The sequence below is a fragment of the Chryseobacterium suipulveris genome (assembly GCF_022811685.1).
In the GTDB taxonomy this organism is placed as follows: Bacteria; Bacteroidota; Bacteroidia; order Flavobacteriales; family Weeksellaceae; genus Kaistella; species Kaistella suipulveris.
Genome location: NZ_CP094532.1, coordinates 1,733,206 through 1,753,539 on the forward strand (window position 1 = coordinate 1,733,206; position 20,334 = coordinate 1,753,539).

The window sequence follows — 20,334 nt, forward strand, 5'->3', positions numbered from 1 at the left end:
TAATCAAATATGACGAATAAAAAATATCTTTTTCATGTTTTCTCTCTTATGCTTGTTGTAAATTTTGGATACTTAAAATCAGCCCAAAATTCAAATACAAAAGTTATTAAAGAAAATAGTGCAACTACAGTTTTGTATGTAAAATCAGTTGGTTCAGGAACACAAGACGGTAGTAGTTGGGAAAATGCATCCTCCGATATACAACAGATGATTAACATGGCTTCGGCAAATACGGAGATATGGATAGCAACTGGAACTTATAAACCAATTAGACCTGCGAATAATCTTAACGTTATTGATATTAAGAACCGCGATAACGCTTTTGTAATGAAAGATAACGTTTCTCTATATGGAGGTTTTTCAGGTAGTGAAACATCTATAAATCAACGTGATATTATAGCGAATCCAACAACTTTAAGTGGCGATTTTAATGATGATGATGTTACTATCGGTAGCGGCAAGACTTTAGAAATCTTGAATTTCATGGAAAACGCTCATCATTTAATTATCAATAGAGGTAAAACAACGGTAGATGGATTTAGGATCGTTGGTGGATCTGCAATTGGAGGAATCAGCACCATTCAAATCGGTAGCACAAGTATCAATCGAAGTTATGGGGGCGGAATCTATAATGTAAATGGAGAACTTTCATTAATTAATAACGTTTTGATAGGGAATGTAGCAGAAACCTATGGCGGAGGAATTTATACCGCTAACGGTACAACAACAATACTAAACTGCAAAATAAACCAGAACTTGAATGTCATGTTGAATGGTGGAGCAATTTATCAACAATCTGGAAATATGAACATGGCTCAAACTGAAGTTTTGGGAAATCATGCAAGAAATTTCGGTGGTGGTGGTGTATATTTGTACGCAGGAACAGCAAATGTAAAAAATAGTAATATTAGTAACAACGCTGCAAACATAAATGGTGGAGGAATTCACCTATTTATGGGAAATCTAAATATCCTCAACTCATCGATATCTGATAATTCCGCAAATTCCTTCGGTGGTGGAATAATGATTCAACCAACCACAGGTACAACTGCAAAAATCATTAACTGTACCCTTGGAGGCAATATTGCAACATCCGGCGGTGGTGGAGTTTTCGGGGTAGCAGAATTTCACAACAGTATCGTTTGGAAAAACGTTTCAGATTCCCCAGAGGTAAGCGGCACAAATTATGAACCCATTAACATTTTTAACAGTATCATTCAAGAAAGAAATTTGGTAGACAACGGAAATTTTGATGGTACAAATTCTTCGCTTTTAGTGTTCAAGGACCAGCAGAATGGTGATTACTCATTAGCGACAGGAAGCCCACTCATCAATGCAGGCAGTAACGCTCTCTATGAAAATGCAGGTGGAAATCTTACCATTGATAAAGATTTGTCTGGAAATTCCAGAGTAATCAATAATATTATTGATCTCGGTGCATTCGAATTTATTGGAGAAATGAATATTTCTAACGTAAACAAAGAAAAGATAATTATTTATCCCAATCCGTTTACCAACGTGGTGAAAATATTGGAGATGAAAGACGTACAGTCAATTTTCGTTGTTGACGCTTCTGGCAAAATAATCAAGGAATTAAGACCAAAAAAGGAAATCGATCTATCGTTGCTAAAAGAGGGACTCTATTTTATTAACTTCCAGATGAATGACGGATCTATAAAAACATTCAAAGCAATCAAAAAATAAAATATGATTAATTTATTTACAACCAGAATTTTCAAACTTTTTTAAGATTTTTCAGAACTTATTTTCATATAAACCGTTTGAAAAATTCAGACGGTTTTTTTATTATTAAACCAAACATCATGAAACAAATATTAATTACAAAACAAGATTATACAAGGATTCATCAAGCGATAAACAACGCCAAACAGAGCAATTCCATTAAAAAAGATGAAGCCGAAAAGTTGTTGGCAGAGCTACATTCCGCAAAAATTGTAAAGTCGGAAGAAATTCCCGCAGATGTGGTGACAATGAATTCTATCGTGAAATTTCATTTTGAAAATAATAAAAAGGAAATGCAGTTTCAAATTGTATATCCCAATCAGGCAGATTTTAAGAACGGGAAAGTTTCCATTTTTTCTCCTGTCGCAGCCGCCTTAATCGGTTACGGTGTAAATGATGAAATCGACTGGATTGTACCATCCGGAACCACCAAAATCATCATAGATGAAATTCTGTATCAACCTGAAGCAGCAGGTGATCTGGACTTGTAATAAAAAATCCCGTTCTAATTGAGAACGGGATTTTTATTGTATCTATCAGGAAATTATTCAGCGAGGATAATTCCTTTGTTGTGATTAAACTCTATCACTCCACTTTTTACCGGAAAAGAAAAAACACTTTCTTTTTCATTTTCTTTAGTAAAATGTTTGGCGTAGTTTTCAGCAATTTCATTGGTATACACTTTTACTTTTCCACCAACCAAAGAAGCCACAATCGCCGCGTGATCTTTCATGATATGGAAATCGCCGTTTTTTCCCGGAAGCAGAACTGAATTCACTTCACCTTCAAAAACAACAAATTCCGGAGTTAAAATTTTTATGTTCATTTTCTATTTTTTAGATGTCAGATATCAGATGTCAGATATCAGATTCGAATGTCTCGTGTCTAAAATCTGAAATCTGTAGTCTAAATTATGCGTTTTCAGCAAGCATTTTCTGACCGTGTTCGATAGCTTCCTCGATGGTTCCTTTCAGGTTGAAAGCTGCTTCAGGAAGATGATCCAACTCACCGTCGATAATCATGTTGAATCCTTTGATGGTATCTTTAATATCAACAAGTGCTCCCGGAATACCTGTAAACTGCTCTGCAACGTGGAACGGCTGAGAAAGGAATCTCTGCACTTTTCTCGCACGGTAAACCGCCAGTTTGTCTCCTTCTGAAAGTTCCTCCATCCCAAGAATCGCGATGATGTCCTGCAAAGCTTTGTATTTCTGAAGGATTTCTTTTACTCTCTGTGCACAGTTATAGTGGTCGTCTCCCAAAATTTCAGGAGTCAAAATCCTTGAAGTTGAAGCCAATGGATCTACCGCCGGATAAATACCTAATGAAGCAATCTTTCTGTCGAGTACGGTAGTCGCGTCCAAGTGGGCAAAAGTTGTCGCAGGAGCCGGGTCAGTTAAGTCATCCGCAGGAACGTAGATCGCCTGTACTGAAGTAATGGAACCGTTTTTAGTGGAAGTAATTCTTTCCTGCATCGCACCCATTTCAGATGCCAAAGTCGGTTGGTAACCTACTGCTGAAGGCATACGTCCAAGAAGCGCGGACACCTCGGAACCTGCCTGTGTAAAACGGAAGATATTGTCAACGAAGAACAACACGTCTCTTCCCTGTCCTTGTCCGTCACCATCACGGAAATATTCTGCAATCGTCAATCCCGAAAGTGCTACTCTCGCTCTTGCTCCCGGTGGTTCGTTCATCTGTCCGAATACGAAGGTACATTTAGAATCTTTCATTTCTTCAAGATTCACTTTGGAAAGATCCCAACCTCCGTTTTCCATAGAGTGCATGAAATCTTCACCATATTTAATAATGCCTGATTCAAGCATTTCTCTCAAAAGGTCGTTACCTTCTCTGGTTCTTTCACCAACACCTGCAAACACGGAAAGTCCACCGTGACCTTTTGCAATGTTGTTGATCAGTTCCTGGATCAGTACGGTTTTACCTACACCTGCTCCACCGAACAAACCGATCTTACCACCTTTTGCATAAGGTTCAACAAGGTCGATTACCTTAATCCCTGTGAAAAGAACTTCCGCGGAAGTTGAAAGCTGGTCAAATTTAGGAGCTTCTCTGTGGATAGGCAAACCTCCGTCTTTGTTGATTTGCTGAATCCCGTCGATCGCGTCACCCACTACGTTGAAGAGTCGACCGTAAACGCCATCTCCTGTTGGCATTGTGATCTGTGCACCGGAACCGGTCACTTCCTGACCTCTCTGAAGTCCGTCGGTTGCATCCATTGCGATACATCTTACGGAGTCTTCACCGATGTGCTGTTCTACTTCAAGTACGAGTTTGGTTCCGTCGTGTCTTGTGATTTCCAGTGCGTCGTAAATCTTTGGAAGTGCTTCTGCATCTGCGAAAACCACGTCAATAACCGGACCGATAATTTGAGAAATTTTTCCTTTAATCTGGTTTGCCATTGCTAAATTTTTTCGTGTGTGCAAATATAGTGATATTTGGCAAATCTGCAATTGTGGACAAAGAAGATTTTTGTCATATTTGCAGAAGACTAATCTCAACTGGTTTTACAGAATATTACTGCGAATCTCATGTTTAGATCAAGCTAAAAAGAACAAGCGGAAATGTCATCACAAATTGTGATGACCTTCGTTGGAAGTCGACCAAAATCAGCAGTACCTTATGCCTTTACTGAACATGGAGTTACCATGCTTGCCAATGTTTTGAAGAGTAAAAAGGCAAGACAAACAAGTATTTCAATAGTGCGAGCTTTCATTAGCTTAAAGCAGTTTGCATTGAATTACACGGAGATATCAAAAAAACTGAAAGAAATCGAAGACAAATATGACCAAAGATTCAAAGATGTTTATGAGGCAATTAACTACCTTTTGAATAAGGAAAAAGAAGAAACAGAGCAGAGAGAACGAACAAAAATTGGCTTCAAAAAATAAACTATTTTGAAAATCATCAAAGACTTTCACAACTATTCTTCATCCACTCCTTTTCGCTTTCTATTGGAATATTTTATGGCGTTCAAAAAAATTATTCTTTCAAAATTTTCTTTGAAACAACTTCTCCCGATTTTTTGACTGCTGTAACGAGGTAAACTCCTTTTGGAAGCTCTGAAACAGAAACTGACTTGATGTTTCCATGAAATGCTTTTACTGTTTTTCCTGAAAGATCGGTAATTCTTATGTTGGAAACTTCATCTGAAAAACTGAGCATTTCTTTTACCGGATTCGGGTATAACTTCAAATCTTTTTTCGCTTCTAAATCTTTTGCACCAAGTGAAATCGTCCCTGTAAAAGGAGTGGTAAAATTAATCGTCGCGGAATCTTGTAAATAAGGTGGCAGATAATTACAACCGTTTGAGCCACTGCTATAAATCTCTACTTTTAATATGTAGTTTCCGGTTGGAGAAGGGATATCTATCAAAAAATCATTGTTGGGCTGTGTTCCACCATCAAAAATATAGTAATCATAACATACCTTTAAAGTTATAGTGGTTCCTGCTATTTCTACCATATAAGAGTTATAAACTTGAGATCCTCCACCATCAATTATCAAATTTGCCTTTATTTGGTTTTCATTTACTTGCGTTATATTTAATCCTGAAATAAAGAAAAATTGCTCTGCAGATAGTTTTCCATTCATGAAAGTGAACAATAGAATTAAAAAAATATTTTTCATAATAAGAAGATTTTGTGATTATTGTTTGATTAATGTTTTTGAATCTACAATATTACCATTAACAACTAATGCAACCGTATAGAAACCAGCAGGATAATTACTTATATGGATATCGATTTGTGTCTTGTTGACATCTAAATTTTGAGTAAATGAAGAACTATTATTGGCTTGATTTACAAATATAAGATAAGCAGCATTAGCTTCATTAAGAGTATAATTAATAATAACATTACTGCTTGAAGGATTTGGAGCTATGTTTTCAAGACTGCCTAATTGCTGTGTTTCTTGAAATCCTTCAGGACACGGTTCAGTTGATAACATATTTTTAGCCATCAAAACTGCTGCATGTGCATCGGCTAAACCATAACCCATTTCATTATTCCAGGTTCCGTTTGGTCTTCCTGTAGTTACAGAGTAGGAATATCCTCCGACTTTTTGAGAAGTCAGTTCAATAATATCTCGGACTTGCTGACCTGATAAACAAGGATTAACTGACAAAATCAAAGCAGCGATACCGGAAATATGAGGGGCAGCCATAGATGTAGCACCAGTTTCAATAATGCCGGAAGGTGGATTCGTTGTCCAAATTTGATCCCCAGGAGCTATCACATCTAATTTAGTTCCATATCCAGATTTAAACCATCTTAATCCTCCTTTTGTCATAGCCCCTACAGTTAAAATCCGATCATCAAAATTTCCTGGATAGGTTACCGAAGGCCCATACTGCCCAAAATTACCTGACGCAAATACTACAACACAACCTTTGCCATCTCTACCATATTCCAGCGCATTGACAATTGCTTCTTCTAATAATTGGCTATCCAACCATCCTGCACTTGAATACCATGAATTATTAATAATATCTGCTAGTTCATTTTGCCAAGCCCACGTGATTCCACTTGCCAGTTGCGCTGAAATGGTAGTATAAACTAATGCTTCGTTAGTATCTTTTTTTAAATCATGACTAATCGGAATTATCTTAGACTTAGGAGCCACTCCAACAATATCTTTAGAGTTATTTCTAACCGCCGCTATTACTCCGGCAACATTTGTCCCATGTATATTTCCAGGAATATAAACACTACCACTAGTTCCCGATTGAGCATCATAACCAGGACTACCAATATTTGCATTCAAATCTAAATGTGGAATATAAATACCTTGGTCAACAACCGCAACATAAATATTTTGCCCTTGCGAAATTGACCAAGCTTGACAAGCATTAATATCAAGATTGGAGTTTGAATCGTTCTTTAATCCCCATAAAAGACTAAAGTTAGGGTCATAAGAACAGGTTGCATCATTTTGCCAACCACCTCCTGGTATTGCTTTATTTAAATTCTCTTGCTCAACCTCAATACCGTTAGAAAAGTTAAACACAAAAGCCGGATCAACTGCCTCAAATAATCCTGTTTCATAAAACTGGTTACCTGTTTCCAATGAAGTATTGGAATTCCCGACAGACACTGCCATAATATACCAATTTGGCATTTGAGGAACTTGCTTAATGATTTCAGCGTTCAGTTGTAAAGCTGTTTGCTGTAAAATGTTGTAATCATTAATATTTTTCAGTTTAACATAAAAATACTTGGTTATTCCTACAGGTTCCGAGGTTCCATTTTCAAAAAATAAACCAACATGATCTATATTGGGTACTTGTTTAATTTCGTTAAGTTTTTGTTCATACTGTGCAAAAGTACTTGGTTCCGTTATTAATTTAATGAGAGCAACTTTGGTGTTTTCAGAACTATTATCACCCATCATAGAATAATCTTCAACTCCAATACTCGCGGTAGAAGAAGTTTCAAAATTACTGTTAGTAAAAATGTAAAATGAACTTTTATTAGGAGTGAGATATTTCTTTTGTCCTTTGTAATAATAGTAATAATCGTTTTGCGCATTCAAACAACCAAATGTTATAAATAACAATAAGAAGAAGTAATTTTTTTTCATGATTTTAATTTTTTTTTAATATTTTTTAAAAATAATGATAAAATTTTTAACATCCAAATCTTATTTGTATTTTTTGGTCTATACTTAAAAAAAGATATTTTTGCAAATCAAAATTTCTTGGTTTGAACATCATTAAAAGCTTAAGCACCTATACTTCAACTACTCCGCTTTCTCTTTCCATCGGGATGTTCGACGGCGTTCATAAAGGCCATCAAAGCATTATCAAGAAACTGAACGTCATTGCAGAAAAGAAAAATCTGGAATCGGCGGTGTTTACTTTCTGGCCGCATCCGAGAAAGGTTTTCAATCCCGACGAGGAGCTTCACCTGTTGAATACCATCGACGAAAAAACTTATCTTTTAGAAAAAAATGGTGTTCAAAATTTATTTTTAAAGGAATTCGACGAACCGTTCCGAAACTTGACAGGAGAAGAATTTGTGAAGGAGATTTTAGTTGAAAAACTCAACGTCAAACATCTGATCATCGGTTACGACCACACTTTCGGGAAAAACAAAAGCGGCGATTTCCAGCTGTTGAAAAAAATGGCACCCGAATTTGGTTTCGAGGTGGAACAGGTTGAAGCAGTGGATTTTCATGACAGACACATCAGTTCAACGCAAATCAGAAATGCACTTTTGGATGGAAATGTGAAGGAAGCCGCAGAAATGTTGGGTTACGTTTACTCCGTTTCGGGAACGGTGATTCACGGCAAAAAAATCGGAAGGACAATCGGTTACCCTACCGCAAATATCGAAGTAAACCCCTTGAAACTTTTACCTAAAAAAGGTGCCTATATTGTGGATGTCTTTGTGAAAAATGCTCAATTCAAAGGAATGTTGAGCATTGGAACAAATCCGACCATCGGTGAAAACAGCGTTTCGACGGAAGTCTATATCCTAAACTTTAGTGAAGATATCTATGGCGAAGAAATCTCGGTGAACTTCCGGGAATTCCTGCACGACGAGATCAAGTTCGAAAGTATGGAAAAACTCATCGAGCGACTGGATGAGGACAAGCGAATCACAGAAAATTTTAAGTTTTAAATGCTTAATTTCTTGCCACGAAATCGAAGATTAGACGGAGTCAATGCACGAAAAATCCTTTCAACCTGAAAAATTCTTGTATTTTTAGCAAACAAAAAAATCACGAACTCAGCACTTCTTCCCTTTTTTTTTGGTCAGCGACGAGAAGATCAAATCGTAAGAAGAATCGATCAACTTTAGAATTAGGTCACGTTTCAATCCTTCACAAACTACTGAATTCCAATGCGTCTTGTTCATGTGGTACGCTCCCGTAATTTGCGGGTGTTGCTCGCGAAGTTCCTCACTCCACTCAGGATCGGTTTTCACCGAAATCGTAAGCGGCTGTTTTTCTAAGGGAATCAGCATAAACATTTTTCCGCCCACCTTAAAAACAAGCGTTTCCTGATCAAACGGGAACGTTTCTTCCACTCCCTTTTTGGCGTTGCAGTAATCGAGGATTTCAGTGATGTCCATTTTGGTAATGAATAATTAATAATGAAAAATGAAGAATTAGGAATTTCCAGTTCGAACAAATTTAGTAATTTTAATACATCAATTATCACTCATCACCTATCACTAATAAGAAAAAAAATGAAGGCACTCGTCATCGGCGCAACTGGCGCTACAGGAAAAGATTTGGTGAATAAGCTCCTCGACGACAAAGATTTCAGCAAGGTTGATGTCTTTGTAAGAAAACCTCTGAATATCGACAATCCCAAACTCAATACCCATATCGTGGATTTTGAAAAACCCGAGGAATGGAAGGATTTGGTAAAAGGCGACGTGGCTTTCTCCTGTCTCGGAACAACGCTGAAAACCGCCGGAAGCAAGGAAGCACAGCGAAAAGTGGATTTCGACTATCAGTACAATTTTGCGAAAACCGCGAAAGAAAACGAGGTGGACGACTATATTCTGGTTTCGTCCTACGGCGCAAATCCGAATTCAAAAATTTTCTATTCGAAGATGAAGGGCGAACTGGAACAGGAAGTGAAAAATTTGCACTTCAATAAGATCACCATTTTCCAGCCAGGAATGTTGGATCGAAAGGATTCAGAAAGACCTGCAGAAGTTTTGGGCGGAAAAATCATCAAATTCGCCAACAAACTCGGCGCACTGAAAAGCCAAAAACCTTTACCCACCGATGTTTTGGCACAGGCAATGATCAACTCCTCAAAAATAAAATCCTACGGTTACTCCAAAATCAAACTGGGAAGTATTTTCAGTTTTGCGGAAAAGAACCACGATTAAAAAACGAAAGCCCCAAAATTCGGGGCTTTTTCTATTTCTGCTGAAAAGTTTTGACTTTGCTGCGATAATTGGGTTTTTATTCTCACATCAAAGTCTTTTTTCTTTTTTCTTTTTTCTTTTTCTTTTTTCTTTTCTCCTTTTTCGTACCTCAAAATTCGTAATTCGTACTTCCAAATCAGACTTTCATTATTTCCGCCTCTTTTACTTTCAGGTGGTCGTCACAAAGTTTCACGTATTTATCGGTAATTTCCTGAATTCTTCCTTCGGCATCTTTGATCAGGTCTTCAGAAACTCCTTCGATTTTTTTCAGTTCCTTCATACCGTCCTGTCTTGCATTTCTCACGGTAATCTTAGTGGACTCCGCTTCAGCTTTGGCAGATTTTGCAAGCTCGCGTCTTCTTTCTTCAGTTAATGGCGGCACATTCAAAATAATACTTTCACCGTTGTTAGAAGGTGCAAATCCTAAGTTGGAGTTGATAATTGCCTTTTCGATTGCGCCGATTGCAGTTTTATCCCACGGTTGGATGGAGATCGTCATCGCATCGGGAACCATCACATTTGCAACCTGGTTAATTGGCGTTGGAGCTCCGTAATATTCCACCATCACATCCTGAACCATTGTTGTAGATGCTCTACCTGCACGGATTTTCTGGAAAGCGTGGTCAAGGTGCCGCATTGCCGCCTCCATTTCCTGCTTTACCATTTCAATTGCTAAATTTATTTCTTCCATAAGAGTTTTGTTTTAGATTCCTTAAACTTTTACAAATTAACCAAAGTTCCAATTTCTTTTCCTTCAACAATTTTCAAAAGGTTCCCCTCTTTATTCATATCGAAAACGATGATCGGAAGTTTGTTCTCGTGGCTCAGTGTGAAAGCAGTCATATCCATCACTTTAAGTCCCTTCTCGAAAACCTCCTCGAAAGTAAGGGAATTGAATTTCACGGCGTTTTCATTTTTTTCGGGATCCATATCGTAAATTCCGTCCACTCTGGTTCCTTTCAAAATAACGTCGGCTCCGATTTCAATTGCTCTCAAAGTTGCCGCTGTATCGGTTGTGAAATATGGGTTTCCTGTTCCTGCCCCGAAGATGACTACTCTACCTTTTTCCAGGTGACGAACCGCTTTCCTTTTAATGAAAGGTTCTGCAACTTTGTCCATCTCGATTGCTGACTGAAGCCGTGTGTAAATCCCCGCATCTTCCATCGCTCCCTGCAAAGCCATTCCGTTGATGACAGTTGCAAGCATTCCCATATAATCCCCCTGAACTCTGTCCATCCCTTTCGCAGCGCCGGCTAAACCACGGAAAATGTTTCCACCTCCGATTACAATCGCCACTTCACAACCTTTGTCAACCACTTTTTTGATTTCGAGAGCGTATTCTTTCAGCCGTTCGTTGTCGATTCCGTACTGCCTGTTTCCCATCAATGCTTCACCGCTTAATTTCAGGAGAATTCTTTTGTATTTCATTTCTAATTTATTACGATTTTTTTGTATTGCAAATATAAGGAAACGCAAATAATTCCGTTAATAGATTTGTATTTCCGCCAAATTATTTTCCGAAAATACTTAAAAAATCTATTTTTGCAAACATAATTTCCCAATTGAAAAAATATTCGGTTTTTTACTTTCTAATTTTCAGTTCTATTTTCTTGCAAGCTCAGGAAGGCACCAATGTCTTCCCGTTTCTGAACACGCCTTTTTCTGCAAGACAGGCAGCTTTGGGAAGTGATGCAGTTTCGGTAAGGGATTACGACGTTTCTTTCGCAGGTGTAAATCCCGGATTGATGAATTTGGAACAGGATAAGATGATTTCCATCAATTACGCATCGTATCTCGCCGGAACCAATTATGGAACACTGAGTTATGTAAAAGATCTGGAACACGGTCATTTGGTCGGATTCAATGCACGGTATATGGACTATGGGAAAATGCCGAGAACCGACGAAGCAGCCAATATCAGCGGAAATTTCGGAGCTATGGATGCTTCTTTAGGATTAAGTTACGCCTACCAATTTGAAGATGACTGGACGATTGCAGGCGGAGCAAATTTCGTGACCTCGAAAATCGACAACTATACTTCGATGGCAGTTGTGGGTACCGCAGGAGTTACCTACCATAACGAGAAAACTAATGAAACGGTAGCGCTTGTTTTAAGAAATTTTGGGTATCAGTTCAAGACTTTTGACGGAACGCGGGAAAAAGTAGCATTCCGGGTAGATTTGGGCTATACCAGAATTCTGGACGATTTTCCATTAGCTTTTACCATTACCGCACACGATTTGCAGAAATATGACATTTCACAAAACTACAATAACAACGGCCAGGAAATCCGGTGGACACGAAAACTAATGGATCATCTTTCCGGCGGGATCGAAATTTTTCCGGGACAGGCGTTCAACGTTCGGTTTGGTTATAACGTGAAGCGCGGGAACGAACTCGCTGTCCTGGATCAGAGGAGTTTTGCGGGACTTTCGGCGGGTTTTGGAATCAAGATTTCCTCTTTCAAGTTCGACTATGCGCACGTTCGATACCACAATTCCTCCAACCTCAATATGTTCGGACTTACCTTGGATTTGATCGAAGTCGCAGGAAACCGAAGATAATTTTCAATTAAAATTATCGTCCTCGTCCAGTTCTTCAATTTCCTGAAGGATTTGTAATGCATCTTCATAATCTCTTTCGTTCACGACCAAAACATAGTTCTGCGAGATTGGGAAAACCGCCACATTATTCACAAATTCATTCCGCACATAACTCGGGATATCTCTTGATGCAAGTTTCGATTTTGCGAGCTCCACTTCATAAAGATAAGATGATTGAAGCAAGGGGACTAAATCTGACATTCTAACTTTTTGATAAAGATAAAACTTTTGAAACAGAAAAAAGCGATTCGTATTGAACCGCTTTTTATTATTTTAAAGAGCATTTTTTTTGAAGGAACTACTCTCCCGAGATTTTGTTCTTTTTGTTAATGAACCAATAAACAGGAAGCCCAAGTAAAATAAGGATAAATCCAGGCCAAGTATATTGTGGTTTGAACCAGATCAGAAGTACGCAGAACGCGGTGCCAATCAACAAATATAAAATCGGCGTAATCGGATACAACCAAGTTTTGTATGGTCTTGCCAGTTCAGGTTTCTTGATTCTTAAATAAATCACACCGAAAACAGTAATCATATAGAACAATACGATGACGAACGAAATCATATCCAACAAATCGCCGTACTGACCGCTCAATGCGAGAAGTGACGCCCAAATTCCCTGCATCCACAGAGATTTTTCAGGAACATTGTGTTCGTTGTTTTCGATGGCTGATTTAAAGAAAAGTCCATCTTTCGCCATCGACTGGTAAACTCTTGCTCCCGCCAAAACCAATCCATTGATGCACCCGAATGTGGAAATCATCACCAAAATCGCCATAATGATCGTCCCGAAACTTCCAAAAATAACTTCCGATGCGGCAACTGCAGGACGGTTCTTGTCGGCAAATGCAATCCCGTCTCGGTCAAGCGCATTCAGGTAAACAAAATTCACCAAAAGATAAAGAATCATCACAATCGTGGTTCCGAAAACCATCGACTTCACCACATTTCTCTGGGGATTTTCAATTTCACCCGACATGAATGTTACATTTTCCCAGGCAACAGAACTGAAGATCGATCCTACCAAAGCTGCGGCAATTCCACCTAAAAGTGTGACACCTCCAATCGACTTCCATTCGGTCGAAACCAGGTCGTTGCCTATTTCTCTCCCAAAATTCTGGAATCCTTCCCAACCAAAACTCATATTTGATGCCCAATGCGAATCTTTAATCAATAAAAAACCGAAAACGATAATTCCGAGTAATGCCAAAATTTTCGAAGAGGTGAAAACATCCTGAAGGATTTTTCCGTTTTTAAGACCTTTGGTATTGATAAAAGTGAGCAAAATGATCACGACAATCGCCAAAATCTGTACCCACGTAATCCTGAATGTCCCACTCTGAAAAATAGGTTGTGAATTATTAAGCGCAGGAATCAGATAGGCGGTAAATTTCCCAAAAGCCATTGCTACAGCAGCAATCGTGCCGGTTTGAATCACCGTAAACAAACCCCATCCGTACAGAAATCCCGACATTTTCCCGAAAATTTCTGTAATGTAGGTATATTGTCCACCGGCTTTTGGAAACATCGACGAAAGTTCGCCATACGAAATTGCAGCAGCCACCGTCATTATTCCTGTAATAATCCACACGGCAATCAACCAATAACCGGAGCCGAGATTCCGCATCATATCGGAACTTACGATAAAAATTCCGCTCCCGATCATCGATCCCATCACGAGCATCGTGGCATCCCAAAGTTTGAGTTTTTTCTGCATAAAGTTCTCAGTTTATTATTCTAAAGCAACAGATTTCATCAATGGAGTTCCGTTTCCTCAGTTCATTATTTTTTATTTAAATAAAAACGGATAAATATAGAGATTTTTACAAAACACGAATAAAAAGATTATCATTATTAATGAATTTTCGCACATTGTTCACTCAAACTATTCAGTTAAATTCGCTATTTTTGTAAAAATTATAATAATGAAAAAGTTAGCACTGTTATTTGCAATTGTGGTTTCTATCGCCACATTCTCACAGGAAACAGCCAAGAAAGTGGCACCACCTGAAGGAAAAGCACTTATAGGGGATTCCTATGGCGCCAAACTTTCCGAGAAATCTGAAAAGAAAGCCATCACAACGGCAAAACTTGAAAAGAAACTCAGAAAAGCAAAAAAAGTTGAAAACGTTGCCATCAAAGGAAAAGTAACCGAAGTTTGTGACAAAAAAGGATGCTGGTTCACCGTAGAAACCGACAATAACGAAAAATTCTTCGTTAAAATGAAAGATTATGGATTCTTCGTTCCTACCGCATTGAAAGGAAAAAACATCGTGATGGAAGGGTATGCGGAAACCAAGGTAATCTCCGTTGACGAGCAGAAACATTATGCGGAAGACGCCAAAAAATCCCAACAGGAAATTGACGCCATTACGCAACCGAAAGAAGAAATCCGTTTCGTAGCAAACGGAATCAAGGTGGTGAAATAAAAACAAATATTAAATCAAATAGAAAGCTCCATGAGAAAAAACATTGTAGCCGGGAACTGGAAAATGAACAAGAACGTAATTGAGGCACAACAGCTGATGTTTCAGTTATTGGAATACAAAAAAAACAATGCGACCAACTGCGAAGTTTGGATCGCCCCTCCTTCACTGTACCTTCTGATGGCAAAAGACCTTTACGAGCAAGATGAAGTAGGCGTTTTCGCGCAGGACTTGAGCGAACACGAAAGCGGCGCATATACCGGAGAAATCTCTGCAGATATGCTGGAATCGATTGATGCAACCGGTTCTATCATTGGCCATTCTGAAAGAAGACAGTACCACGGTGAAACAGATTCGCACTGCAACAGGAAAATCAAGCTTGCTCTTGACAAAGGTTTGACACCGATTTACTGTAACGGCGAAACTTTGGATCAAAGAAAATCCGGACAACATCTGGAAGTGGTGAAAAACCAAACGGAAGTTGCTCTTTTTACACTTTCTGCCGAGGAAATCAAAAAAGTGGTGATCGCTTACGAACCAGTTTGGGCAATCGGAACGGGTGAAACTGCGACTCCTGAACAGGCACAGGAAATCCACGCACACATCAGAAACTTAATCGCGGGCAAATACGGAAAAGAGGTTGCAGATGAAATTTCAATTCTTTACGGCGGTTCGGTAAAACCCGACAATGCTAAAGAAATTTTCTCACAACCCGATATCGACGGTGGACTGATTGGTGGTGCAGCCTTGAAAATTGACGATTTCTCAAAAATAATAGAAGCTTTTAATTAATGCTCCTACGAAAACAAAAAAATGCGCCCCAAATTTCTGAGGCGCATTTTTGATTCTGTATTTCCTAACATTCAGCGACGTTTACCGCAATTGCCAAACCGCCTTCCGAAGTTTCCTTAAAACGGTCATTCATACTTTGTGCGGTTTCCCACATGCTTTCAATCACTTCGTCTAAAGTTACCCTCGCTTTGGTCGGATCACTTTCAATGGCAATATTTGCCGCGGTGATTGCCTTCATTGCGCCCATCGAATTTCGCTCGATACAGGGAATCTGTACCAAACCCGCAATTGGGTCACAAGTCATTCCCAGATGGTGCTCCATAGCGATTTCTGCCGCCATCAAAACCTGTCCCGGATTTCCTCCCATAATTTCGGTCAAACCTGCAGCTGCCATTGCGGACGAAACTCCGATTTCTGCTTGACAACCGCCCATCGCAGCAGAAATGGTCGCATTTTTTTTGAACAGCGTGCCGATTTCTCCAGCAACCAAAAGAAAGCGGATAATATCTTCATCGGTCTGGAATTCTGTAAATGCCTGTGAATACATTAGTACCGCAGGAATAACTCCACTCGCTCCGTTTGTTGGAGCAGTGATGATTCTGCCAAAACTTGCATTTTCCTCGTTCACCGCCAATGCGAAACAGGAAACCCATTTGTTGATATTGGTAAATGTTTCTTCAGCATCCACAACCAACTGGAACCACTCCTCCATATTGGAATAGGTTTTCCCGCCCAGAAGTTTTCTGTTTAATCCTGCTGCGCGTCGACTTACATTCAGACCACCGGGAAGTATGCCTTCTTTGCTGATTCCCTTATAGATACATTCCTTGATTTGCTGCCAGATATAGAGTGCTTCGTTTTCCGTTTCTTCCCTGGTTCTCCATGACTCCTCATTTAGAAAGATAAGGTCTGATATTTTGTCGAATCCGAGTTTTTCTACATTTCTGATGAGAGCTTCACCGTTGTGACAAGGATAAAGTGTTCGGACACAGTGCTTTTCCATTGAATTTTCATTCTGAGTTGCAATAAAACCACCTCCAATCGAATAATAATCCTGAACCAGTTCTTCTCCATTTTCGAAAACTGCCCGGAAAATCATCCCGTTCGGATGATAATCAAGCGTTTTGGACTTATTTAGAATTAAATTCTTCCCATAAACAAAAGCAATTACTTTTTCCCCACCGAGATTAATTTGGTTGGAACTTTTAATTGCATTGATTTTCTCATCAATTTTTGTAGTGTCTATCGTTTTGAAATTTTCTCCGGAAAGACCGAGCATTCCGGCAATATCAGTTCCGTGACCGATTCCAGTTTTTGCGAGTGAACCGAAAAACTCAACATACACCTCTTTAACTTCCTGAATATTAAAATCTGTCCTGATTTGTTTCAGAAAATTTTCTGCGGCGTTCCACGGTCCCATGGTATGTGAACTCGAAGGTCCGATTCCCACTTTTATAATATCAAATACACTGATCGATTCCATTGCAATAAAATTTCCGTCCGAAGGTTCAGACGGGATTATCAATACAAAGGTAATTTTATTTTGGAGATTTTGACATTGAGTGATTATTCGATCGTGAAATCAACTTCAGCATCTAATTTCGGAAATTTCCTTTCGGAGATGAATTTCTTTCCGCGGCAGTCGATTTCTTTCCAGCCCTTTTTCTTGCCGACATCGCCCACTTCCACGACGATTGGCGTAAACGAGATTTCATCATCTCCCTCAAAATATTCCTCTTTATACTGAACGGCGATATCTAAAACACACTCGAAATCGGTGTTCAGTTTTACGTTCCTGTAGATCATGTCGTAATGTGTTTCCTTATTTTCAGGAATTTTCTGGTATTCTTCCCAGTTTTCGGTACTTCCTTTCAATTCACCGATCGCCTTTAAACCCTCATAAAGAGCGATGGTATAGAACTTTCTGGTGTTTTCTCTTTTATAGTCATCGGGAAAATGTCCTCCTTCATACAAGATCGAGGGGATTCCCATTTTCATAAAGTTATCTCCGGTCGAGGTCGGATAAAACTCGTCTGAATATCGCGCAATCTGGTTGGGAATCATTTCTTTGAGGGTGTCATTAATTCTTACAATCACCGCCATTGCTTTTTTTCTGTTCTCCGTAATTTCTCTTTCGAAATTTTCAGAAGGTGCCAAGAACGAAAGTGTTGCAGGATTTTCTCCATCAGTTGTAAAAATGGTTCGCTGCTCGTGGAGGTTTAGTGCGTAATCGTAATTTCCGTTTTCTGCGATTTTCTTCAGAATAGGGAATTCCTTGCTCGACATTTTCAGGTAATCTCTGTTCATATCGATATCTAAAGCGTTCCTTCGTGTCCATTTTTCTGAACCATCGGGATTCAGCATGAAGATAAAATCGAGGGTGATCTTACCGTAAATCTCTTTTTCTAATTCAGGTTGTGATTTGAAGTATTCAAGCAAATCGAGCATCGCGTGTGTTGCGTTCGCTTCGTTTCCGTGCATTTGCGACCAAGCGAGAACTTTTGTCGGACCATTTCCAACGGTCATTTTGAAGATCGGTTTCCCAAGATAGGATTTCCCAACCTCTGAAATGTAATCGCTGTAATTCGTCTGTAGGTAAGAAAATAATTTTTCTGGAGAAATATAGCGGTTTGGGAAATCAGGATTTTTTCGATAATCAAAAATGGTATGCATTGACTACAATTTTACATTTTTCAAATTTAACTTTTTTTAATGATATGGCGATAATTAACTTTTGTAAATTATTTAAACACGCCGAAATGCCAGTTTGACTGTGGATAAAATTGTGGATTGAATTATCAACAAATATAAAATATGAGATACTACAAATCAATATTTTATAATATCCAGTTAAATTATTTTTATAACAGTGCTTTAAGCATGTAACATTGTGGAAAACTCCATTTGAGCGAAACTTTTCTAAACGCGCAAACAGTTCAAAAGTTATGTTTTTTTACACTTGTAAATTATTAAAAATTTATTAAAATCCCTATCTTTGCGCTTATTTTTATTATGTCAAACGAAAGCATTTTCTTACTGAGTTTTATTCTCTTTATTGTTTTTATTCTCGCCCTAGATTTGGGTTTGTTCGGAAAGAAATCCGAAACCGTCTCTATGAAGCAGGCGGGATTGATGAGTTTCTTTGTTGTAGCACTGTCCGTATGTTTCTATTTTGTGCTGATTAAGTTTGGGCACTACCTCCACGGAATCGACAGTATCGATAAACTGCAGCAGGTGATCCAAAAACACCACCATCCCGTAAAGATTATTCCCAATGATTTGGAAAGCAGTATTCAGCTCTATAACCAGAACCTCGGCTTGGAATATCTCACCGGTTACGTCGTGGAATACGCGCTCTCGGTTGACAATATTTTCGTTATCGTATTGGTATTCACCGCGTTTGGAGTTGCTCCTAAGAATTATCACCGTGTACTTTTCTGGGGAATTCTTGGAGCGATCGTGATGCGATTCATCTTCATTTTTGTCGGTGCCGCATTGATCCAGAAGTTCGATTGGATAATGTACGTTTTCGGAGCTTTCTTGGTTTTCACCGGAGTTAAGATGTTTTTTGACCGCAACAGTGAGGAAAAGATCGATACCCAGAATCACCCTGTAGTGAAGTTTGCCAACCGATATTTTAAGGTTCACAACCATTTTGTAGGCAATAAGTTCTTCGTAACCATCGATGGTGTGAAGAAGATGACTCCCCTGTTCCTCGTTTTATTAATCATTGAAGGAACCGATTTGATCTTCGCGGTTGACAGTATCCCTGCAATTTTTTCGGTGACTAAAGATCCGTATGTGGTGTTCTTTTCCAACATTTTTGCCATTATCGGTTTGAGGTCGATGTTCTTTCTACTGGCAGGAATTCTCGACAAGTTCAGGTTCCTTAAAGTTGGTTTGGCGGCGCTCCTCACTTTTATTGGACTGAAGATGCTGTTTCATCATTATTTGGATGATTGGGGATTCTCTACCACCGATTCTCTCTTTATTATCGTCGGAATCTTAGGATTGAGTATTGGGCTTTCTCTCGCATTCCCTGAAAAGAAAAAAGACCGCAAATTGAGATTCGATCCTGAAAATGATGATAATATACGACATTAATTTAATTTTGTAAATTCCTCAATTTATTACAAACCAATACCTTATGTATTGGTTTTTACTTTTGTAAAATCTTTGTCTCGATATTTGTTTACATTTGTATTTTATTTTTGTAAACTTATTATTTACATTTGTAATTATGAATTTGAACGAGAGAATTACAAAAGTTATCGAATACTCTGCACTTTCACTGTCTGAATTTGCAGATGAGATTGAGGTGCAGCGTTCCAATATATCGCATATCACTTCTGGGAGAAATAAACCCTCACTCGACTTCCTGATCAAGATCAAGGAGCGATTCCCCGAATTACAATGGGATTGGCTGATCAAAGGTGACGGCGAAATGCTTAAGAACGTAGAGCCAGAACCGGTTCCGCAAAAACCGAAACCTACTTCACTCCCCGATTTATTCTCCTTAATCGATGATGATAATTTTGGAATTACCGAAAGCGAAGACAAAGTGATGAAGGAAAACTGGCGAGAATCCGTTATTCCCGGACCAATACCCAAGAAAGTTGAAACAGCCGATTCTCAGCGATTAGAAATTCAGGAAAATCCACTTCCCATTCAACCAACTGAAAATCAATCAAATAAAATAAAAAGAATCGTACTCTTCTACGAAAACGGCAAATTCGAAAGTTTCGAACCTTAAGTAAAGATGAATTTCTATCTTTTCTGTTGTTTCTTTTCAAAAACTCAAAACTTCAAATCTAAAACCTCAAACTTCAAACCTCTTACATTTTTTCTTTTTTTCGTAAT

General features: G+C 38.7%; 21 protein-coding genes. 10 read left to right on the top strand and 11 right to left on the bottom strand.

Annotated features, from left to right (window positions below; all coding sequences use genetic code 11):
- Positions 1 to 9 precede the first annotated feature (9 nt).
- Together MTP09_RS08215 and rnk are read left to right on the top strand one after the other, a co-directional pair.
- Entirely contained in the window at positions 10 to 1,704 is a 1,695-nt protein-coding gene (locus tag MTP09_RS08215; protein WP_243547806.1) for a T9SS type A sorting domain-containing protein, read from the top strand.
- 119 nt (positions 1,705 to 1,823) lie between these two features.
- The gene (gene rnk, locus MTP09_RS08220; protein WP_243547808.1) at positions 1,824 to 2,234 is read left to right on the top strand and encodes a nucleoside diphosphate kinase regulator; all 411 of its coding nucleotides are present in this window, start codon (positions 1,824 to 1,826) and stop codon (positions 2,232 to 2,234) included.
- A gap of 53 nt (positions 2,235 to 2,287) precedes the next feature.
- Here the strand turns inward: rnk and MTP09_RS08225 are convergent, their stop codons facing one another.
- The gene (locus tag MTP09_RS08225; RefSeq protein WP_243547810.1) at positions 2,288 to 2,569 is read right to left on the bottom strand and encodes a FoF1 ATP synthase subunit delta/epsilon; all 282 of its coding nucleotides are present in this window, start codon (positions 2,567 to 2,569) and stop codon (positions 2,288 to 2,290) included.
- Positions 2,570 to 2,654: 85 nt separating this feature from the next.
- Complete coding sequence (gene atpD / locus MTP09_RS08230) at positions 2,655 to 4,163, bottom strand: F0F1 ATP synthase subunit beta (RefSeq protein ID WP_243547812.1); 1,509 nt, start codon at positions 4,161 to 4,163, stop codon at positions 2,655 to 2,657.
- Positions 4,164 to 4,325: 162 nt separating this feature from the next.
- Between atpD and MTP09_RS08235 the strand changes: the two genes are divergently transcribed.
- Positions 4,326 to 4,652 (top strand): hypothetical protein, encoded by a 327-nt coding sequence (locus MTP09_RS08235; RefSeq protein WP_243547814.1) that lies wholly within the window; start codon positions 4,326 to 4,328, stop codon positions 4,650 to 4,652.
- Between the two features lie 91 nt (positions 4,653 to 4,743).
- Here the strand turns inward: MTP09_RS08235 and MTP09_RS08240 are convergent, their stop codons facing one another.
- Positions 4,744 to 5,391 (bottom strand): T9SS type A sorting domain-containing protein, encoded by a 648-nt coding sequence (locus tag MTP09_RS08240; protein WP_243547816.1) that lies wholly within the window; start codon positions 5,389 to 5,391, stop codon positions 4,744 to 4,746.
- Positions 5,392 to 5,409: 18 nt separating this feature from the next.
- A complete protein-coding gene (locus tag MTP09_RS08245) occupies positions 5,410 to 7,344 on the bottom strand; it encodes a S8 family peptidase (RefSeq protein WP_243547818.1) in 1,935 nt (644 codons plus the stop codon).
- Between the two features lie 122 nt (positions 7,345 to 7,466).
- On the opposite strand from MTP09_RS08245, the gene MTP09_RS08250 reads away from it, so the two are divergent.
- On the top strand, positions 7,467 to 8,387 hold the full coding sequence (locus MTP09_RS08250) for a bifunctional riboflavin kinase/FAD synthetase (protein WP_243547820.1): 921 nt from the start codon (positions 7,467 to 7,469) through the stop codon (positions 8,385 to 8,387).
- A 108-nt stretch (positions 8,388 to 8,495) separates the two neighbouring features.
- Here the strand turns inward: MTP09_RS08250 and MTP09_RS08255 are convergent, their stop codons facing one another.
- The gene (locus MTP09_RS08255; protein WP_243547822.1) at positions 8,496 to 8,840 is read right to left on the bottom strand and encodes an MmcQ/YjbR family DNA-binding protein; all 345 of its coding nucleotides are present in this window, start codon (positions 8,838 to 8,840) and stop codon (positions 8,496 to 8,498) included.
- Between the two features lie 117 nt (positions 8,841 to 8,957).
- Between MTP09_RS08255 and MTP09_RS08260 the strand changes: the two genes are divergently transcribed.
- Positions 8,958 to 9,614, top strand: coding sequence for an NAD(P)H-binding protein (locus MTP09_RS08260; RefSeq protein ID WP_243547823.1), 657 nt, complete (start codon positions 8,958 to 8,960; stop codon positions 9,612 to 9,614).
- A gap of 175 nt (positions 9,615 to 9,789) precedes the next feature.
- Here the strand turns inward: MTP09_RS08260 and frr are convergent, their stop codons facing one another.
- Both frr and pyrH read right to left on the bottom strand, forming a co-directional pair.
- Entirely contained in the window at positions 9,790 to 10,344 is a 555-nt protein-coding gene (frr, locus tag MTP09_RS08265) for a ribosome recycling factor (protein ID WP_243547825.1), read from the bottom strand.
- A gap of 29 nt (positions 10,345 to 10,373) precedes the next feature.
- Positions 10,374 to 11,081 (bottom strand): UMP kinase, encoded by a 708-nt coding sequence (gene pyrH / locus MTP09_RS08270; protein WP_243547827.1) that lies wholly within the window; start codon positions 11,079 to 11,081, stop codon positions 10,374 to 10,376.
- A gap of 134 nt (positions 11,082 to 11,215) precedes the next feature.
- On the opposite strand from pyrH, the gene porQ reads away from it, so the two are divergent.
- A complete protein-coding gene (gene porQ / locus MTP09_RS08275) occupies positions 11,216 to 12,217 on the top strand; it encodes a type IX secretion system protein PorQ (RefSeq protein ID WP_243547828.1) in 1,002 nt (333 codons plus the stop codon).
- 3 nt (positions 12,218 to 12,220) lie between these two features.
- On the opposite strand, the gene MTP09_RS08280 is transcribed toward porQ, so the two are convergent.
- Positions 12,221 to 12,457 (bottom strand): putative signal transducing protein, encoded by a 237-nt coding sequence (locus MTP09_RS08280; protein ID WP_243547830.1) that lies wholly within the window; start codon positions 12,455 to 12,457, stop codon positions 12,221 to 12,223.
- Between the two features lie 97 nt (positions 12,458 to 12,554).
- Positions 12,555 to 13,973 (bottom strand): APC family permease, encoded by a 1,419-nt coding sequence (locus MTP09_RS08285; protein WP_243547832.1) that lies wholly within the window; start codon positions 13,971 to 13,973, stop codon positions 12,555 to 12,557.
- 208 nt (positions 13,974 to 14,181) lie between these two features.
- Between MTP09_RS08285 and MTP09_RS08290 the strand changes: the two genes are divergently transcribed.
- Both MTP09_RS08290 and tpiA read left to right on the top strand, forming a co-directional pair.
- Complete coding sequence (locus MTP09_RS08290; RefSeq protein WP_243547833.1) at positions 14,182 to 14,685, top strand: DUF4920 domain-containing protein; 504 nt, start codon at positions 14,182 to 14,184, stop codon at positions 14,683 to 14,685.
- Between the two features lie 30 nt (positions 14,686 to 14,715).
- Entirely contained in the window at positions 14,716 to 15,474 is a 759-nt protein-coding gene (tpiA, locus tag MTP09_RS08295; RefSeq protein WP_243547835.1) for a triose-phosphate isomerase, read from the top strand.
- A 64-nt stretch (positions 15,475 to 15,538) separates the two neighbouring features.
- Here the strand turns inward: tpiA and MTP09_RS08300 are convergent, their stop codons facing one another.
- Both MTP09_RS08300 and MTP09_RS08305 read right to left on the bottom strand, forming a co-directional pair.
- Complete coding sequence (locus tag MTP09_RS08300; protein WP_243547837.1) at positions 15,539 to 16,957, bottom strand: L-serine ammonia-lyase; 1,419 nt, start codon at positions 16,955 to 16,957, stop codon at positions 15,539 to 15,541.
- 83 nt (positions 16,958 to 17,040) lie between these two features.
- Positions 17,041 to 18,147 carry a M14 family zinc carboxypeptidase gene (locus MTP09_RS08305; protein ID WP_243547840.1) on the bottom strand — a complete coding sequence of 369 codons (1,107 nt, stop codon included), beginning with the start codon at positions 18,145 to 18,147 and terminating at the stop codon, positions 17,041 to 17,043.
- Positions 18,148 to 18,486: 339 nt separating this feature from the next.
- Here MTP09_RS08305 and MTP09_RS08310 point away from each other — a divergent pair, with 339 nt between their 5' ends.
- Positions 18,487 to 19,578: a TerC/Alx family metal homeostasis membrane protein gene (locus tag MTP09_RS08310; protein WP_243547848.1), complete on the top strand. Its 1,092-nt coding sequence runs from the start codon at positions 18,487 to 18,489 to the stop codon at positions 19,576 to 19,578.
- A 136-nt stretch (positions 19,579 to 19,714) separates the two neighbouring features.
- On the top strand, positions 19,715 to 20,227 hold the full coding sequence (locus MTP09_RS08315; RefSeq protein WP_243547850.1) for a helix-turn-helix domain-containing protein: 513 nt from the start codon (positions 19,715 to 19,717) through the stop codon (positions 20,225 to 20,227).
- Positions 20,228 to 20,334: the final 107 nt, after the last annotated feature.

Bases quoted from the DNA above. Each gene is read 5' to 3' on its own strand.
- MTP09_RS08285 (WP_243547832.1), bottom strand. From the start codon at position 13,973: ATGCAGAAAAAACTCAAACTTTGGGATGCCACGATGCTCGTGATGGGA.
- MTP09_RS08225 (WP_243547810.1), bottom strand. From the start codon at position 2,569: ATGAACATAAAAATTTTAACTCCGGAATTTGTTGTTTTTGAAGGTGAA.
- frr (WP_243547825.1), bottom strand. From the start codon at position 10,344: ATGGAAGAAATAAATTTAGCAATTGAAATGGTAAAGCAGGAAATGGAG.
- rnk (WP_243547808.1), top strand. From the start codon at position 1,824: ATGAAACAAATATTAATTACAAAACAAGATTATACAAGGATTCATCAA.
- MTP09_RS08310 (WP_243547848.1), top strand. From the start codon at position 18,487: ATGTCAAACGAAAGCATTTTCTTACTGAGTTTTATTCTCTTTATTGTT.
- atpD (WP_243547812.1), bottom strand. From the start codon at position 4,163: ATGGCAAACCAGATTAAAGGAAAAATTTCTCAAATTATCGGTCCGGTT.
- MTP09_RS08260 (WP_243547823.1), top strand. From the start codon at position 8,958: ATGAAGGCACTCGTCATCGGCGCAACTGGCGCTACAGGAAAAGATTTG.
- MTP09_RS08300 (WP_243547837.1), bottom strand. From the start codon at position 16,957: ATGGAATCGATCAGTGTATTTGATATTATAAAAGTGGGAATCGGACCT.
- tpiA (WP_243547835.1), top strand. From the start codon at position 14,716: ATGAGAAAAAACATTGTAGCCGGGAACTGGAAAATGAACAAGAACGTA.
- MTP09_RS08215 (WP_243547806.1), top strand. From the start codon at position 10: ATGACGAATAAAAAATATCTTTTTCATGTTTTCTCTCTTATGCTTGTT.
- MTP09_RS08240 (WP_243547816.1), bottom strand. From the start codon at position 5,391: ATGAAAAATATTTTTTTAATTCTATTGTTCACTTTCATGAATGGAAAA.
- MTP09_RS08245 (WP_243547818.1), bottom strand. From the start codon at position 7,344: ATGAAAAAAAATTACTTCTTCTTATTGTTATTTATAACATTTGGTTGT.
- MTP09_RS08305 (WP_243547840.1), bottom strand. From the start codon at position 18,147: ATGCATACCATTTTTGATTATCGAAAAAATCCTGATTTCCCAAACCGC.
- MTP09_RS08315 (WP_243547850.1), top strand. From the start codon at position 19,715: ATGAATTTGAACGAGAGAATTACAAAAGTTATCGAATACTCTGCACTT.
- MTP09_RS08280 (WP_243547830.1), bottom strand. From the start codon at position 12,457: ATGTCAGATTTAGTCCCCTTGCTTCAATCATCTTATCTTTATGAAGTG.
- MTP09_RS08255 (WP_243547822.1), bottom strand. From the start codon at position 8,840: ATGGACATCACTGAAATCCTCGATTACTGCAACGCCAAAAAGGGAGTG.
- MTP09_RS08235 (WP_243547814.1), top strand. From the start codon at position 4,326: ATGTCATCACAAATTGTGATGACCTTCGTTGGAAGTCGACCAAAATCA.
- MTP09_RS08290 (WP_243547833.1), top strand. From the start codon at position 14,182: ATGAAAAAGTTAGCACTGTTATTTGCAATTGTGGTTTCTATCGCCACA.
- pyrH (WP_243547827.1), bottom strand. From the start codon at position 11,081: ATGAAATACAAAAGAATTCTCCTGAAATTAAGCGGTGAAGCATTGATG.